At 48.2% G+C, this 16,245-nt stretch carries 13 protein-coding genes; 5 read left to right on the top strand and 8 right to left on the bottom strand.

All coding sequences use genetic code 11. The features are described 5' to 3' along the window. Window positions 1–240: 240 nt before the first annotated feature. The 3 genes from PJF56_RS04595 to PJF56_RS04585 form a co-directional block, all read right to left on the bottom strand. A complete protein-coding gene (locus PJF56_RS04595) occupies window positions 241–525 on the bottom strand; it encodes a hypothetical protein (protein ID WP_283761467.1) in 285 nt (94 codons plus the stop codon). Between the two features lie 22 nt (window positions 526–547). Then, on the bottom strand, window positions 548–1,576 hold the full coding sequence (locus PJF56_RS04590; RefSeq protein ID WP_283761466.1) for an ABC transporter permease: 1,029 nt from the start codon (window positions 1,574–1,576) through the stop codon (window positions 548–550). Window positions 1,577–1,655: 79 nt separating this feature from the next. Continuing rightward, entirely contained in the window at window positions 1,656–2,177 is a 522-nt protein-coding gene (locus tag PJF56_RS04585; RefSeq protein WP_283761465.1) for an adenine phosphoribosyltransferase, read from the bottom strand. Window positions 2,178–2,663: 486 nt separating this feature from the next. On the opposite strand from PJF56_RS04585, the gene PJF56_RS04580 reads away from it, so the two are divergent. Beyond that, window positions 2,664–3,269, top strand: a complete 606-nt coding sequence (locus tag PJF56_RS04580) for a DUF3038 domain-containing protein (RefSeq protein ID WP_283761464.1) — start codon at window positions 2,664–2,666, stop codon at window positions 3,267–3,269. Further along, window positions 3,266–4,768, top strand: coding sequence for a DUF4335 domain-containing protein (locus tag PJF56_RS04575; RefSeq protein ID WP_283761463.1), 1,503 nt, complete (start codon window positions 3,266–3,268; stop codon window positions 4,766–4,768). Before PJF56_RS04580 ends, PJF56_RS04575 begins: the two co-directional genes overlap by 4 nt. Here the strand turns inward: PJF56_RS04575 and PJF56_RS04570 are convergent. Then, window positions 4,727–6,211, bottom strand: coding sequence for a hypothetical protein (locus PJF56_RS04570; RefSeq protein WP_283761462.1), 1,485 nt, complete (start codon window positions 6,209–6,211; stop codon window positions 4,727–4,729). The genes PJF56_RS04575 and PJF56_RS04570 overlap by 42 nt on opposite strands. Before the next feature lie 24 nt (window positions 6,212–6,235). Beyond that, the gene (locus tag PJF56_RS04565) at window positions 6,236–6,637 is read right to left on the bottom strand and encodes a hypothetical protein (RefSeq protein ID WP_283761461.1); all 402 of its coding nucleotides are present in this window, start codon (window positions 6,635–6,637) and stop codon (window positions 6,236–6,238) included. A 115-nt stretch (window positions 6,638–6,752) separates the two neighbouring features. On the opposite strand from PJF56_RS04565, the gene PJF56_RS04560 reads away from it, so the two are divergent. Next, complete coding sequence (locus tag PJF56_RS04560) at window positions 6,753–7,322, top strand: Uma2 family endonuclease (protein WP_283761460.1); 570 nt, start codon at window positions 6,753–6,755, stop codon at window positions 7,320–7,322. Between the two features lie 134 nt (window positions 7,323–7,456). Here the strand turns inward: PJF56_RS04560 and PJF56_RS04555 are convergent, their stop codons facing one another. After that, the gene (locus PJF56_RS04555; RefSeq protein WP_283761459.1) at window positions 7,457–10,267 is read right to left on the bottom strand and encodes a CHAT domain-containing protein; all 2,811 of its coding nucleotides are present in this window, start codon (window positions 10,265–10,267) and stop codon (window positions 7,457–7,459) included. A gap of 153 nt (window positions 10,268–10,420) precedes the next feature. On the opposite strand from PJF56_RS04555, the gene PJF56_RS04550 reads away from it, so the two are divergent. Next, window positions 10,421–11,242, top strand: a complete 822-nt coding sequence (locus tag PJF56_RS04550) for an alpha/beta hydrolase (protein ID WP_283761458.1) — start codon at window positions 10,421–10,423, stop codon at window positions 11,240–11,242. A gap of 72 nt (window positions 11,243–11,314) precedes the next feature. Further along, on the top strand, window positions 11,315–13,636 hold the full coding sequence (locus PJF56_RS04545; RefSeq protein ID WP_283761457.1) for a CHASE2 domain-containing serine/threonine-protein kinase: 2,322 nt from the start codon (window positions 11,315–11,317) through the stop codon (window positions 13,634–13,636). On the opposite strand, the gene uvrC is transcribed toward PJF56_RS04545, so the two are convergent. Beyond that, entirely contained in the window at window positions 13,630–15,498 is a 1,869-nt protein-coding gene (uvrC, locus tag PJF56_RS04540) for an excinuclease ABC subunit UvrC (protein WP_283761456.1), read from the bottom strand. The genes PJF56_RS04545 and uvrC overlap by 7 nt on opposite strands. A gap of 87 nt (window positions 15,499–15,585) precedes the next feature. Further along, a complete protein-coding gene (gene trmB, locus PJF56_RS04535; protein WP_347179438.1) occupies window positions 15,586–16,215 on the bottom strand; it encodes a tRNA (guanosine(46)-N7)-methyltransferase TrmB in 630 nt (209 codons plus the stop codon). Window positions 16,216–16,245: the final 30 nt, after the last annotated feature.

Raw genomic sequence — 16,245 nt, 5'->3', positions numbered from 1 at the left:
TCAAATATCAAATATAGGATAATAGAGGAGTGCGAGCATCTTGCTCGCTAATACCCCTCTTCTGTCAAACTGGGAAAACACTTGTCTTGACTGAATTCTAGAACTCTTGCAGTATGAGTGATCGCGACAGTTTTTCCTAACAGAAACTCAAAAATCCAGTCAGATCGGCAAATGTCTCTGCGAAGCGCTGTATTTTTCCCCCATCTCCCCATCATAGCGGAAAGCGCTGTATCAAGTCCCCTAAATGAATGACTCCCGCGCCATGAATTCTACCCTGGGAATTAAGGGATCTTTGACTAAACCGACTCCCTGATATCCCCAACGATTTAAGAGAGCGCTTAATTGGGAACCCACTAAGGTTTCTACTGCGAATTGCTGGGCTAAATCGGGAGCATGGGTGTTGAGATAACTGTACGCTTCAAAGTCCTGTTGAAACAGTAAGACATATTGGTTATCTCCTACGCGAGCGGTGATGTATTGGCCGTCGTTTTGAGAGCGAATGAGATAATAGGTTTGAAAAGCCATAGGCATTGATAGGATTGAGAATTTATTTGAGGTCTTCTAAGCGGATACGAGGATCGGCGAATTTTAACATCAAGTCGGCGATTAAGTTGCCGATAATGAGCATGACTGCCCCCATCATCAGACTGGCCATAATTAGGTATAAATCCTGGGATTGGACGGCACTGAGAATTAAGCGCCCTAACCCTGGCCAGTTGAAGAAGAATTCGGTAATAAAGGAACCGCTTAATAGGCTGGCAAATTCAAAGCCTAAAAGGGTGATTAGGGGGTTAATGGCGTTGCGGAGGGCATGAACATAAATGACGCGATTTTCCGGTAATCCTTTGGCGCGGGCGGTGCGAATATAATCTTGGCGCAAAACGTCTAAAAATTGTCCTCTGGTGAGGCGTTGGAGTCCGGCAAATCCGGTGATGCTGAGGGCTAATACGGGTAAGATCATGTGCCACCCAATATCAAGGATTTTGCCGGGTAAAGTGAGGTCAGAGAAATAGATGCTGGTCATGTCTCCGACGGGTAAGAGGGGGGAAACACTTTGGGCAAAAAAGAGGAGAACAAGGGCGGTAATAAAGCTGGGAAATCCTTGGCCAATATAGCTGAGAATTCGCAGACTTTGATCGAGTTTGGTGTTTTGTTTGAGGGCAGCGACAATGCCTAATGGGAGGGCGATCGCCCAATTAATCACTAGAGATATAATCGCTAACAACAGGGTATTGGCCATCCGTTCCCACAGTAGCGAGGCCACGGAGCGTTGATAGACAAAACTCTGACCAAAGTCACCGTATCGGAGAATACGCCAGAGCCAGCGAAAATACTGTTGATAGGCGGGTTTGTCTAGTCCAAATTGCTGGGAGAGTTGTTCCAGGGTTTCGGGGGAAATTTGAGGATTTTGCCGCAGGGTATCGATGTAGTTACCAGGGGCAAGTTGAATAATGGTAAAGCTTAGGGCGGAGGCTAATAACAGGGTGATTAATCCTTGTAAAACCCGTTTGCTGATATAGAGGAAGACTTCGTTACCAAAAAGCCCCCGGAGATTGTAAGAGACGGTAGAATTCATGGAATGGGGTGGGGGAATGGGGGGGATGGGGAGATAGGGAGACACGGCAATTACCCATTACCTATTACCTATTACCAAATTAGTATTGGATTAGGCTGGAAATGGGGACATCGGGGAGGTTTTTGCGTCCTTCTAGGGCTTCTAATTCAATGACAAATACGAATCCGGCTAAGATGGCTCCGGCTTGCTCGACAAGTTTGGCGGTGGCTTGAGCGGTTCCCCCGGTAGCGATTAAGTCATCAACGACGACGAGGCGATCGCCCTCTTTTAAGGCATCTTGATGCATTTCCAACTGATCTTGACCATATTCGAGATCGTAACTCTGTTGATAAACCGGGGCTGGCAGCTTTTTCGGCTTGCGTACTGGAATAAAGCCACAATTTAATTGATACGCGACAGCCGTACCAAAAATAAAGCCCCGTGACTCCATGCCCAAAATATAGTCCGGAGAGAGTTCACCGCAGCGTTGAGCCAAGAGATCGATGGTGCTGCGAAACCCTTCGGGGTGCTTCAATAGGGTGGTAATATCGCGAAATACAATCCCCGGTTTCGGAAAATCGGGAATATCCCGAATGAGCGTCTGAATGTCTTGAATATCCATCATCCAATACTTTTGTGATTATCAGGTTATAGGAGCCTGTGCTTCCAAATCCTAACCGATCGCTCGGCCAAATCTATAATAGAGAAGCACGCGATCGCCTGTAGGCGTTACTCTAGAACAAAGGGTGAGCAATCCGGTAATATACACTTAGCATCCTAGATTAACTCATATTAGCGATCGTGTTCCCCTTTGATGGTCTAATTAAACCCTGCCCTCTTTTACAGGATTTTTCGCTGCTATGCGGTACATCTCGATCCCCCCAACCCCCCTTTTTAAGGGGGGCAGCAAAAATCCCCCAATTCATCGGGGGATTTTCCGCAAGCAGACAGGAAAGGGGGATCTTTAAAGTTCGTACCTCATTACCGCGCAAAGTGCTGTATCCGGTTCATTCGTCAACAGAGATCCTGAGAGTGTGCCCTAGCAGTTGAACAAACAGTTCAGCACAAGGGCAGTCGCTAACACGATTAAATGTTTCTTGAGAACATTATGCAAACCAACAGTCCACCTCTGAATACTACTCCCCTAATTCTGGAGAATTTGGTCAATCCGCCCCTCAATTCCCCAGAATGTCCCCGCCGTACTCGCTGGCATCTCGATCTGATTTTACTGGCTCTCGAAGCCCTAGATTTAGGCGGCTCAGAAGCCATGCTTGCCGCCTCCAAAAGTTTACAACTGCAAGAAATTATTCAAAATCGTGTGACTCTATGGCGTTTACGCAGCACGAACCCCTTTCGCCGCGCCCATATGCGCCGTTCTCTCAGTTTAGAAGAAGCTAAGGCATTAGTGGCGATCGCCGCCACCCTCGCCCGCAAACGTACCGTCCTCATCCGTCAACTGCTCGTTGCCTACGACCAACTCCAAGAAAGACACCTCTGTGTAGAACATCATTTTCGCCTTTCCGAATACTTAGATCGCTTCCGGGCCCATTTCCGCTCCCGTATGAATCTCCAACGCTCCGCCCTAGCCAAATACCAAGACGATCCAACCCTCAATGAATTGGGCATATCCTTACTGAGTCAACTCCTATTTTGCACCGGAACCAAAGGAATGCAACGACTGTGGATCAGCTTATTTGATGGAGAAGTGGCATGAGTATCGAACGTCAATATAGTTTACCCAACTGCACCTTAACCCTTTGGGGATGGAATGACTCTAACGAAGGGAGTTCCTTAGACTTTCAAGCCTTATCCATGTTAAGCAATGTGGAATGCCAAATTGCTGGAATCAAATTAACCGGGGGCAAAGAATTTTTTGAAAGCCTCGTTTGGGCCGTCAGCACCTATGCCCAAGAAGTCCTCAGTGGCGTTTCCTATCCCCAAGACCATCTCCCCGGGCCCAAATGGATACACTTAGAAAAACTCAACGGCCATTATCATCGCCTGTGCATTAACCATAATACTCCCGATTCCGCGACTAGCTCCCCAAATCCTCCAGAAGTAAAACTTAGCGATGTCCAACTGTTTGACCTGGTAGAAGCAGTCGATCAATTTTTTGCCGATACCCAAACCCTGCCCAGTCTTTCCTGGTCTTTAGCTCCCACGCCTAAGCGCTATGTGCAAGCCACTATTCCTGTCACGCAACGGGCAGCACCTGCGGCCCTAGGGGTTGTGGGTTTGGCAGTTGCGGCTGGCCTGTTTCTAATTATGCCTGTACCCACCATTGAACGGCCGGATACCCTAGAGGAAGTCCAACCCTCTGATTCCTCGGAGTCTTCAGACTCGGAGGAACCCATGACTTCCCCCCCCTCCACTTCCCCGAATACGGATCAAAGTCCTCAAAGTGCTAATCCTCAAGGGCGCAATGGAGAAGGGGCCTTGACCGTTTCTGATTCGACAACTGTGAATCCTTTAACCACTCGGCCAAGTTCATTACCGCCAAGGATTGAAGATATTGATACCTTAGTCGAACGCCGATCTTCAATTACCGATCCCACGGCAATAGGGATCTTAAATCGGAGATTGCATGAGGATATTGACCGGGCTTGGCAAAGTCGCGAAGATTTAGAGGAAGATTTAACCTATCGAGTCGCAGTGGGACAAGATGGGGCAATTTTGGGCTATCGAGGGGCAGATGCAGCCATGAGTCCCCAAGACGATCAATTAACTCCGTTGTTGGAGTTAGCTTATATTCCGACGGCTGATGGGGGGACGGAAACAGAATCGATTGCTGAGTTTAAGGTGGTGTTTCGGGAAAAAGGGGTGGTTGAGGTCAGTCCTTGGAATGGCTTTCCCCCAGGGTCTCAAAGTTTAGGCCCGGAAATTACCGATCCGTTTTTGCTGGAAAATTTGAATGATGAACTCTACGACCAAATCGATAGGGCCCGGATTCGAGAAGCCGATTTTCCCACAGAACTCAATTACCGGGTAGCCGTGCAACCCGATGGTGAGATTGCTGATTATGAAGCGCTTAATCAAGCGGCGTTTGATTATCTGGATCGGACTCCCCTACCGAGTTTACTTGAGGTGACCGAAAATAGCCGTTCTGGAGAGGTGGGAAGTTCTGAGGAACCCTTAGCCCAGTTTAAGGTGGTGTTTACTCCGGAGGGGATTTTACAGGTGAGTCCTTGGCGGGGATATTATGGGGTTAATTGAGTCTATATGGGGCAGTTGATTGGGTGGCTGTAGTGGGGGAATGGGGGCGATCGCTATTTTTTCTGTTCCGATCTGACAAACCAAGCCATCCCAAGTGCGACTAGAGCGCCGATCGCTCGCTATACTCAATCCGAATGCTTGCCAAGAGGATAAGCCGGGAGGCTCTGGATCTTGAACCTGAGTGGAGGCGATCGCCGCCGTGACGCTGGCGAAAGCGATACCTGTACCGAACACTTGGATGGTTTCGTTGAGTTGGCGATCGCTCTCGATCTGCTCCTGTTGGATTTTCGTCTGTTCGATTTGGATTTTGCCCCGGATACTCTGTAACAGGTTTTCCAGCACTCTTAAACCTTGATGGAGCGTTTGGCGATCGCCCTCCGTTTGCGGCAGATATTTTTCCTTGACAATTGTCGCAAATTGTGATAATAAACTTAGGTCAGTGTCTGGGTTTTCTTGTAACTCCTTGAGGCAGTTTGTATAATTGGTAAGATTAGTGCCAATAGTATAGGGTTGAATACCAAAATAGCTGATATTATCCACATAATCCGATAACGTTTCCGTCGTCTTTTGTAACTTCTCTTCCAGTTCTAATAAATTGAGATCCCGTAAGGTTTTAGCAATCTCAAAACTCTCCCCATAACCCATCATCATCTTCCGTTTCAGCTTGCGGGTTTGCCAGTACGCCCAATTTATTTTATGGTGATAGAGGAATAGCTCCATCCAAGTTTTGTAAAACCCAGAAAATTCGCGGTTTTTATCTAAATTAGGGAAGAAAAAGAACAGCACATGAACTTCCTGATCTCTTTCTTTCCACTGCGGAGGCGGTTGATAAATTTCACAACACTCCACCCCTAAAAACTTACCCCATTGGCAGGTTTTGGGGTCAAATTTTCCCAACCCCAAACCCTCATAAAGTTCAGCCACCATGCTTTTAGGATTAACCTGGGGATCGATACAACCAGAAATCATCCAAGTTTTGCCTAAATATACCTCAGAATCCATGAAATAATTGGGAAAAGTAGCGACATACTTCTTCAGCCGTGCTATACTAGATTTAGCCTCAAACTTTTCTGTTTCCGGTAAAAAATTCTGGCTTTGACTCGGAGCTTGATAACCCAAATAACAATCGACCATTAAGCCATAGGTATCGAAAAGACGCACCGGATAATAATAGCCTCTAACCGGCGGAGATTCAGCAGCATTTACTTCCTTAAATTGACAAACTTCTTGCTGATGTGGCGTGAGTTTCAGTAACTCCAAATAGTGAGGCGTGCCGGTATTCTCTTCTTCATCAAAACAACCTGTACGATACTTTTCCAGTTCATCCGGGAGCAACTGCCAAAACAGGCGCTGATTCTCTTGAATATCCAAATCGCTATATCCCAACCCTTCCCGTAGGGAATAGACAAACAAATCCAAATTGGGATAGTATAAATAACTCATAAAAACCAGAATCCTTTAGCAACTTTAACAGTAAGGCAAACCCAGATAAACCTCTGGGGGATTTTCCTTGGCCTTTTGTTGCGGATTCTCTGAGTTTAACACTTCTCCAGACATTTCAGTAATATTCGGAGTTTGGCGCTGGGGTGCGCTAATATTTTCTAGGCGTTCTTTGGGGTTCTCGCCTTTCGGGGGAAACAGTTTATTGCGCTCCGTTTCTCCGCTATTTTGCAGTTGATACATCCCTTCTTTATAATCGGCATAAAGAGGATTATCTTCCTTTGGTTTGAGTTTCAATATCGCATCTTTATCGGGTAATTGTTTAGCGATTTCACGGTAATCTGACATGAATTGTGCAGGAATGGGATTTTGTGCTTTCGCCAGAGCGTAGAGAAAAGAGCGGAGAATATTGGCGCTTCTGTTGTCCATGGTGGGGGCATCTGTAATTTGGAGTTTCTTCTATTATAGATATTTTTGGGGTTCTCGGTTAAACTAGGAACAGACGCGAGTCTAAGACAGAGTAAGCTAGGAACGAGTGGGAATTATGGTTGCGCTCTCTAAATCCTATTTTATCAGTCCAGAAGAGTATCTGGAAATCGAAGAACGGAATACGATTAGACATGAATATATTGATGGTCAAATGTATGCCATGTCAGGCGGTACAGATAGCCATAATATGATTGGTGGTAATTTGTATATGTTGCTCCGCAATCATTTACGAGGAACGGATTGTCAGGTCTATTTCAATGATGTCAAGGCGCAAATAGAGAAACAGAATCGGTTTTATTATCCCGATTTAATGGTGACTTGCGATCCGAGAGATCGAGAAACTCCGGTGTATAAGCGATTTCCTAAATTAATTGTAGAAGTGTTATCTCCCGGTACGGAAGCCTTCGATCGCGGGGATAAATTTAATGATTATCAAACCTTGGAGTCGCTGGAAGAATATGTGCTAGTGAACGCGAAGCAGCAGCGAGTAGATATTTTTCGGCGCAATGGCGAACAGGAGTGGTCTTTTCAATCCTATACTCCAGATTCGGGAACCTTTGCGCTACAGAGTTTGGGGTTAGAGGTGTCTTTTGACCAATTGTATGAAGATGCAGGAATTAATTAACAATTAACAATTAACAATGAACAATTAACAATTAACAATTAACCTGTAGGGGCGGGTTCACCTAGATCTAGGACACAGAGCGATCGCTTTTGTAAACCCGCCCCCTGTTTCTGGGTTCCCCACGTTTAACCCAATTAACACACATGGGTGAGGGTGAAGGCTGCCCAGTAGTAGGGGTGAGGGAGGTCGGCCAAAAACTCACCTGCGTCTATTTGCCGTTGCAGGACAACACTTTGTTCTTGTAATTGGTCTGCGATGTCTAGAACTTGCTCTCGCCGTTTTTCTTCCTGGATATTTTCTCCTGCGGTGATGAAGAATTGTCCGCGCTGATGATACCAGGTGACGATTTGGCAGGGGGTGAGCTGTTTGAGCCACTGTTGGCTGTGCTGGAAGGCTTCGGTGATGGTTTTTCCTTCTTGGGTGAGTTGCCAGTAGAATTCCATCATGAAGAGGGCGCTGGAGCTTTCTGGGACTGTCCAGAGGGTGGAGAGGACTTGACGGGTTCCACGGGAGAGGAAGGCGCTCACTAAACCTACATAGTCGTCGTCGAAGGCTTCGCGACTGGTGACGGCGGTTTCGCAGGCGGAAAGGGAGACGAGGGCGAAGGGAGAGAGGTGAAAGTCGGGGTGGATGAGGTCGCGCAGGGTGAGGGTTTCGTCGTCGGCGAGCAGGAGTCGCGAGTCTTGGGGCGCTTTGAAATCGTGGCTGGCATGGCCGGTAAAGTGGAAGCGGTGATAGGGTTGGGCGAGGTGTTGTTTGAGGGTGTCTGGGGTGGCGTTGTCGTTGGGGATGAGGTGGGAGGGGTGGCAGAGGTAGGCGATGACTTGGGCTTCGAGTTCCGCTAGGGGTAGGGGTTCGAGGGAGTTGCGAGGGGGTTGGGTGATGAGGAGGTTGTTGCCCTCTGTGCCCTCTCCCCCAACCCCCTCTCCCGTGGGAGAGGGGGCTTTTTCGATGCCGACTTGGGCGCTGGGGAGGGTGGTGAGGGTGAAGGTTTCGGGGAAGAGGATATGGAGAGGAAGGCGGTGTAAGTCCAGGTGAGGGATGAGGATGAGGTGGTGGATAGAGCGCTTCGCGCTGGTAATGGGTAATGGGTAATGGGTAATGGGTAAATCGTCGTTTGCCCCTACGGGTTGGGGGAGATGGGCGCAAATTTGGTCAATGTTGAGGAGTTGTTTGAGGTCTTGGAGTTGTTGGCGGAGGGTTTTGCGCCAGTCGCTCTCGGTGCTGGTTTTGGCTTCCCGGTGTTCCTCGTAGGTGGTTTCCCAGTTGTGGAACCAGTGTTTTAGGGGTTCGGGGGAGGTAGTGAAAGGGATGGGTGCGGATGCACCGGGGAGGAGGACGAACGTGGTGAGGTTTAGGTCGCTGAGATGCCAGAGAATGATGGCAGTGGTGGGGTTGAGGAGGTTTTGTTGGATGTCGTGATAGGTGGGACTGAGGATATGTTGCTTTTGCCGGTCTAAGATCCAGGTGAGATAGAGGTTTTTTTGTTCTTCGGCAGCGCGGAAGGCGGCTAGGAGTTCGTTGTCTTCGAGGAGGACATCGACGCGCATCTGGGCGAAGTAGATGAATTTAATGGCGAGTTGGCGTTTTTGTTGGGAGGATTTATGGGGGTGGTTGAGCAGTTGGCTCCAAAGGTCTAAGCCTTGGTTGCGCCATTCTTTGGCTTTTTCTTGGTTGTGGAGGGCTTGGTGGACTTTAATTAGATCTCGGATGAGTTCTAGGTGGTATTCGGGGTTGTAGCCCTCTCCCCCAACCCCCTCTCCCACGGGAGAGGGGGCTTTTGTGTTCTCGGCTGGGGGAGAGGGGGCTTTTGTGTTTTCGGCTGGGGGAGAGGGGGCTTTTGTGTTCTCGGCTAGGGGAGAGGGGGCTTTTTGTGGGGGGCTGAGGGTTTGCAGGGCTTGGTGGTAGTGGTTGAGGGCTTCCTGGAAGTCGGAGCCTCCTGCGCCGTGACTGTAGAGGCTTGCGCGTCCTCGGTAATAGTAGGCGCGACCAATGGCACGGTGCAAGCGTCCCCAACCTTGGGGGTGTTGGTCTTGGGTACAGAAGGTTAAGCCTACCTCGTAGCTGGCGAGTGCGCCAGCAAAACCCCGTTGGTTGAGTTGGGGATATTGGAGGGTGAGGGCAAAGGCTTGTAGAGGAGCAGAATAGGAAGAGTTTCCTGCGGCTATTCCTCGGTTTAGCCAAGCTTGATGGTCGTCGGGTTTAAACTCCAGTGCCTTATCGTAGGAGGCGATCGCTTCTTCTGTTCTGCCTAAGTCATACAGCGCCACCCCCCGGTTGTACCAAGCTTGATGCTTGTCCGGTTTAAACTCCAGTGCCCGGTCGTAGGAGGCGATCGCCTCTTCTGTTCTGCCTAACTCACCCAGCGCCACCCCCCGGTTGCCCCAAGCTTGATGGAAGTCGGGTTTAATCCCCACTGCCCGGTCGTAGGAGGCGATCGCGCCTAAAAAATCACCTTGCATATATTGAGCCTTACCTCGCTCAAACCATACCTCTACCTCGTCTTTCTCCTCTTCCTCCTCTATTCCCAACCCATCTCCGCCAAACTCCGCTTCTATCCCTTGCACTCTCGGTTCCTCCACCACCAGCAACTCCCGCGCCAAACGTGCGGCGACTGGCGAGAGTTCCCCCCATGCCAAATTCCCCAGTTTCTGCAACCGTCTCCCCAGTTCCCGGTGCTGTTCTCGGTTCTGCCCCACGCGCTGGGCAAACTCGTGCAACCAAGCGATGAGGGTCGCTTCTTTGATCCCTTTCCCCATCAAGAAGCCTTTACCGTTCCCCCTTGTCCACCCTTGGTCAACTCCCTCCAACAGTTCCATGAATACGGCTTCGCATTGGGCATTATCCGGCGCAGGAGCAGGGGTTGGCGCGGGGGTTTGTGGGGGTTGGCGTTTTTTGCCGAACCACCGGTTAAAGAGTCGTTTTAGCCAGTTCCAGAGACCCATAGCAATGAACAATTAACAATTTTCGTGTCGGCGAAGCGGAAACGCAATAGCGCCAAGCGCTGTCATGGGGGATGTATTTATTATATAGCACTGTAAGCTATTGTAGTTCGGGTGAAAAATAGTCACTAATGTACCTCATAGCCGAGAATCATCATGAAAATTCCACGGTTAAAAACCTTGTTAATGGGCAAATTTTCCTGGTTTCGTCTGCTGCGATCCACGGTAGCTATTTATGCGATTCTCTGTGTTTACGTTTTCTTGATTGCAGACAGTCGGATTTTTTTGCCTCCCGTGTCTAGCTATCAAACTCTACCCCAGACGGTTACCCTCAGCTCTGGATCGGGAGTCAATATTACGGGCCAATATTTACCCAATCCCAAGGCTACCTATACCTTGCTCTATAGCCATGGCAATGCGGAAGATTTAGGTATGATTCAACCGGTTCTCGAACATTTCAAGCAACTGGGGTTTAGTGTTTTTGCCTATGACTATCAAGGCTATGGAACGAGCCAAGGACGACCCACGGAAGGAGGTGCATATGAAGATATTCGCGCTGCCTATGGCTATCTCACGGAAACGCTAGAGATTCCCCCTAGTCAAATTATCCTTTATGGTCGTTCCGTGGGTGGGGGGCCCTCGATTGATTTAGCTACCCAGAGTCCTATTGCTGCTTTAGTGACTGAAAATACGTTTATTTCCGTTTTGCGGGTGGTGACTTGGATACGTTTATTTCCGTTTGAAAAATTTAATAATATTGGCAAAATCAGACAAGTTAATGCTCCTGTCCTCATTTTTCATGCGACACTGGATCGGGTAATTCCCTTCATCCATGGTGAGAAACTCTACCAAGTTGCCAAGGAACCGAAAGACTTGGTTCCGATTGAGGACTTAGGGCATAATGATTGGATGGGAAGGGTCGATCTCTATAACGAAAGTTTACAAGAGTTGAGCCTAGGACGGACTATTCCGATATAGGGCGGAGCGCTAGGCAAGAGGCAACAGGCAAAAGGTGTCAGAGAGGCGAGTATGGGCAAAAGTGAACCGGGAATGAAAACCAGCCTCCCTTTATGGCAGCGATGTCGTTCATTGGTGTGCGAGCAAGTTTGGCCCAAGCTCTGTCAATTGTGGAATAATCCCCAGGATTCATGGATGGATTGGGTGAGTGTGGGAAATTCGGTGGTGATTGTGACGTTGACGGCGACGGCGTTGGTGGTGGTGTTGAGGGAATTGGGCTGGACTGAATCGCTGGAATTGTTAATTTATGATGAATTGACTCAATGGAGGGCGATCGCCGAACTCGACGATCGCCTCTTAATTGTTGGGGTGACGGAAGAGGATATTCAAGCGCAACAGAGGTATCCCCTATCCGATGAAACGATTTATGAGCTTTTACAGAAATTAGAGGCTCATGAGCCGAGAGTCATTGGTTTAGATATTTATCGAGATATTCCCCAAAATCCCGGCCGTGAGGAATTGATGGCCTATTTACAAGGGGAGGATAATCGTACAGTTACGGTGTGTCAACTGAGTCGAGGAGAGGATGATATTGGGGTTCCTCCCCCTCCTGAAGTTCCCAATTCCCATCTGGGATTTGCGGATGTGGTGATTGATGAGGATGGGGTGATTCGGCGCAGTTTGTTATGGGGTAAACCTTTTCCTTCTTCTCAATGTCAGGTGAAACAAGCCTTTTCCCTGCAACTGACGCGCCATTATCTAAGGGATGAAAATATTGATGCGAGAACTTCCGAGGGAACGCTGATGTTAGGATCAGTGCCTTTAGAGCGCCTGCAACCGAATACGGGGGGCTATCAGGGGGTGGATGCTGAAGGTTATCAAATTTTATTGAAATATCATTCTCCGGATCGGGTGGCTCCTAAAGTGACGCTCACGGATGTTTTGCAAGAGAACGTCGATCCGAGTTGGATACGCGATCGCATTATTCTGATTGGGGTGACGGCTCCTAGCTTGAATGATTTCTTTTATACGCCCTATAGCGGAGGACAAGAAACGAATCATCAAATGGCAGGGGTGGAGATTCATGCCCAAATGATTAGCCAACTCCTTAATGCTGCTTTGGATGGCCAGCCCTTGATGAGTACCTGGTCAGATCGGGTGGAAATCCTCTGGATTCTAGGATGGGCGGCAGTGGGGGCAGTGTTGAGTTGGAAGATTCCCCGTCCTTTGGGTTTATCGGGAAGTTTGGCGATCGCCGTTTTGGGTTTAGCCGGATGTAGCTGGGGGTTCTTTCAGGCTTCTGTTTGGGTTCCTCTCTTTTCTCCTGTTTTGGGATTGTTCATCAGTAGTGGTGGGGTGTTGGGTTATCGGTCTTATCAAACGGAAAAAGTTCAACAACAAATGGCTAGACGGGTGAAACAACAAGAGGAAGATTTAAGGCTGTTGCAAACGTTTTTAGAGGCACAGACTCAAGCACAAAATTCGACTCAATTAGAACCTTCAGAGAATACGAAGGCTTTGACACAGACGGATATAGATGCAGAAGAAGACTGCACCCAAATTGCTCCGGAAAATCCAGAGGAATGGACTCAGCCCATGAGTCTTTTGGGAGGGCGTTATCATATTACGAAGGTATTAGGTGCGGGAGGATTTGGCCAAACTTATTTGGCACAAGATATACAGCGCCCCCGACATCCTATTTGTGTGATTAAGCATTTACGACCGGTACAGACGGAGGGTAATTTTTTTCAGGTTGCTCAACGGTTGTTTAAGACGGAGGCGGAAATTTTAGAAATTTTAGGAGAACACGATCGAATCCCCCAATTGTTTGCTTATTTTGAAGAATATCAAGAGTTTTATTTAGTGGAAGAGTACATTGAGGGCAGTTCTTTAAGTGATGAAGTCGGGGAAGATCGGCGCTTAGAGGTGGAGCGAGTGATTGAGTTGATGTTGGATCTTTTGCAGGTGTTGACCTTTGTACATCAATATCAGGTGATCCATCGGGATATTAAACCCAGTAATATTATCCGTCGCCAGAGCGATCGCCGCCTGTGCTTGATTGATTTTGGCGCAGTGAAGCAGTTTTCTCCCCAGTTAGATGAAGAGACGGAACGGTTTACGGTGGCGATCGGCACGAAAGGCTATGCAGCACCAGAGCAACTGATGGGACAGCCGAGACTTTGTAGTGATATTTACTCTGTGGGTATGATCGCTATCCATGCTTTAACGGGGATTACGCCCCAGAAGTTACGGCAAGATTGGAGCAGTGGTAGCGCTGTTTGGCATCATTTGGTTGAGGATAAGGTGAGTGTGGAGCTGATGGATGTTTTAGACAAAATGGTGGCCTATCATTTCCGCGATCGCTATCCCTCTGCTGTTGAGGCGATCGAGGCTTTGAAAACAATCCATCAGTGAAAATAATCATAAATGTTTTGGGCGAGATGGGGGCCGATTCCGGGGACTTGTTGCAGTTGTTTGGGGGTGGCTTGGGCGATCGCATCCACGGACGGAAAATGCTTGTATAATTGCTTCTGGCGCTCATAGCCTAATCCCGGAATTGCATCTAGACGGGAACTGAGGAAGCGATCGCCCCGTTGCTGACGATGGAAGCTCACCGCAAACCGATGGGACTCATCCCGAACCCGACGCAGCAACTGCACACCGGGTCGATCGCGATCGCTGGGAAGGGGCGCAGGATCGCCCGGTTGAAAGATTTCTTCCTCCTGTTTGGCTAAACTAATCACCCGCAAATCGGGTAATAATTCTAACTCAGAAAGGACAGCAACCACCGCCGATAGCTGACCTTTTCCCCCATCAATGAGCAGTAGATCGGGAAAATCCGGGTTTCCTTGACGGGGAAGTTGGGGATTGTCCAGAAAAGCGCGAAATCGACGACTGATGACTTCTGCAAGGGAGGCAAAATCATCAGAATGACCGGGTTGGACGGTGGGATTTTTGATCTTATAATGGCGATAATATTGTTTCGCTGGCATCCCGTTAATAAACACCACTTGAGACCCAACCGCGTTCGAGCCTTGTAAATGGGAAATGTCGTAACCCTCGATCCGTCGGGGAATTGCCGGTAAATTGAGAATCTGGGCTAAATCCGTGAGGCTTTGTTGGGTGCGATCGCCCAATTTCTGCATCCGGTTTAACTCCCCTTGGGCATTGCGATAGACTAAATCGATCAGTTCTGCCTTACTTTGCCGTTGCGGAACATGAATCGTAACTTTTTGACCCTTGTGATGGTGCAAGAACTCTAGCAAAAACTCTGCATCTGGTAAAGGGTGTTGCACCAAAATTTCCGCCGGAATTTCTAGGGGATCGGCGCTTTGGTAATGCTCCTCTAACACCCGTTGTACAATCGCCCCCGGTTCCCCAGACTCGGTAAAGAACCCCAAACGACCCACTAATTTACCGGCGCGAATCTGGAACAACTGAATACAGCAGCGTTCTGCGTCCTCTGCAAGGGCGATCGCATCCCGTGAAATGCGATCGTCCGATAAATCCATCTTTTGACTCCCATTCAGCCCTTGCAACCCTTGAATTTGATCCCGCAACCCAGCCGCCAACTCAAACTTCAGAGCATCTGACGCTTCCTGCATTTTCTCCCGCAACTCCTCCACCAACTCAGCCGTTCTCCCCTGAAAAATCATGGCAATTTTTTGCATCATTTGCCGATACTCCTCCACCTCCACCAACTGTTGACAAACCCCCGGACAGCGCCCAATATCATAATTCAAACAAGTCCGGTCTTTATAAAGCGGTTTCTGTCGCTGACGCTGGGGAAAAATTCGCTTAATTAAATCCAAAGTTTGCCGCAATTGCCCCCCATCCACATAGGGGCCATAATATTTATCCTTGCCATTTCTTCGTTTACACTTGCGGGTAATAAAAATTTGGGGATAATCATCTGACCAGGTAATACAAATATAGGGATACTTTTTATCATCCTTGAGCAGCACATTAAAACGCGGTTGATGGCGCTTAATTAGCGTTGATTCTAGAGCCAGTGCTTCCGCCTCCGTATCCGTAATAATCCATTCAATATCACTCACCTTTCGCACCATTAAAGCAATGCGAGCATTATGGCTAGTGAAATCGCGAAAATAGGAGCGAACGCGGGTTCTTAAGTGTTTCGATTTACCGATATATAAAATTAAATGATCTGCATCTTTCATCAAGTAAACCCCTGGTAATTTGGGAATTTCTTGCAAACATTGCTGTAGGCGCTCTGGATTTTCACAGAATAATTCTGAAGTTATTTTTTCTGCCATAGTTGTTAGTTATTATCCAAAAATTTTCCCTCTCCCACTCCGAGAGGGACTTTTTCTCCCCTGGGAGAAGGGGCTGGGGGATGAGGGCTACAACCGCTCAAATAGAACCCGATAAACCGGCTCACCTTTGGCATAGGTGGCAATTTCTCGCTCCGTTTGCACCGGTAAAGGATTCTCCTCTAACCAGTCATCAGAACGGGAAAAACTAGAGTGTTGATCGAATAAATCTCGCATCTGTAACGCCACCTCTTCCACATCCGATTGTAGAAAAACCTGACCCCCAGCTATGATAAACTGAGCTAAAAAATCCACCAACTCATCCTGAACCACCCGCCGTTTTTGATGTCTATTTTTAAACCAAGGATCGGGAAACTGAATGCTTACATAATGAACAACATTTTCCGGTAAAGAACCAAGAATATCTTTCAGGGAAATATTAACATTACAAAAGAGATAATGAAGATTACTTAAATTCTGGCGATCGCGCCATTCATTCGCTTCTATCACCAGAGGTTCCCGAATTTCCAACCCCAGGAAATTCCAGTCTAATTGCTGTTGGGCAATTTGCCATAAAAATCTCCCCCGTCCACAACCAATATCTAGATGGAGAGGGCGATCTAAATGGGAATAAATTTCCGACCAATTGGGGATAGTGACCGGCTCTTGAAATTTCTGGCTTAATGGATTAACATGCTGACGCACCCGCACTCGTCCCAAAGGATAACCCCCTTTTTCCTCTCCTAACTT

The sequence above is a fragment of the Roseofilum halophilum BLCC-M91 genome, from assembly GCF_030068445.1.
Taxonomy (GTDB): domain Bacteria; phylum Cyanobacteriota; class Cyanobacteriia; order Cyanobacteriales; family Desertifilaceae; genus Roseofilum; species Roseofilum halophilum.
Note: the sequence above shows the minus strand (reverse complement) of the source record. Positions and strands in the feature narration are given on the sequence as shown.

Bases quoted from the DNA above. Each gene is read 5' to 3' on its own strand.
- uvrC (WP_283761456.1), bottom strand. From the start codon at position 15,498: ATGGCAGAAAAAATAACTTCAGAATTATTCTGTGAAAATCCAGAGCGC.
- PJF56_RS04555 (WP_283761459.1), bottom strand. From the start codon at position 10,267: ATGGGTCTCTGGAACTGGCTAAAACGACTCTTTAACCGGTGGTTCGGC.
- PJF56_RS04580 (WP_283761464.1), top strand. From the start codon at position 2,664: ATGCAAACCAACAGTCCACCTCTGAATACTACTCCCCTAATTCTGGAG.
- PJF56_RS04575 (WP_283761463.1), top strand. From the start codon at position 3,266: ATGAGTATCGAACGTCAATATAGTTTACCCAACTGCACCTTAACCCTT.
- PJF56_RS04590 (WP_283761466.1), bottom strand. From the start codon at position 1,576: ATGAATTCTACCGTCTCTTACAATCTCCGGGGGCTTTTTGGTAACGAA.
- PJF56_RS04570 (WP_283761462.1), bottom strand. From the start codon at position 6,211: ATGAGTTATTTATACTATCCCAATTTGGATTTGTTTGTCTATTCCCTA.
- PJF56_RS04560 (WP_283761460.1), top strand. From the start codon at position 6,753: ATGGTTGCGCTCTCTAAATCCTATTTTATCAGTCCAGAAGAGTATCTG.
- PJF56_RS04595 (WP_283761467.1), bottom strand. From the start codon at position 525: ATGGCTTTTCAAACCTATTATCTCATTCGCTCTCAAAACGACGGCCAA.
- PJF56_RS04545 (WP_283761457.1), top strand. From the start codon at position 11,315: ATGAAAACCAGCCTCCCTTTATGGCAGCGATGTCGTTCATTGGTGTGC.
- PJF56_RS04550 (WP_283761458.1), top strand. From the start codon at position 10,421: ATGAAAATTCCACGGTTAAAAACCTTGTTAATGGGCAAATTTTCCTGG.
- PJF56_RS04565 (WP_283761461.1), bottom strand. From the start codon at position 6,637: ATGGACAACAGAAGCGCCAATATTCTCCGCTCTTTTCTCTACGCTCTG.
- PJF56_RS04585 (WP_283761465.1), bottom strand. From the start codon at position 2,177: ATGGATATTCAAGACATTCAGACGCTCATTCGGGATATTCCCGATTTT.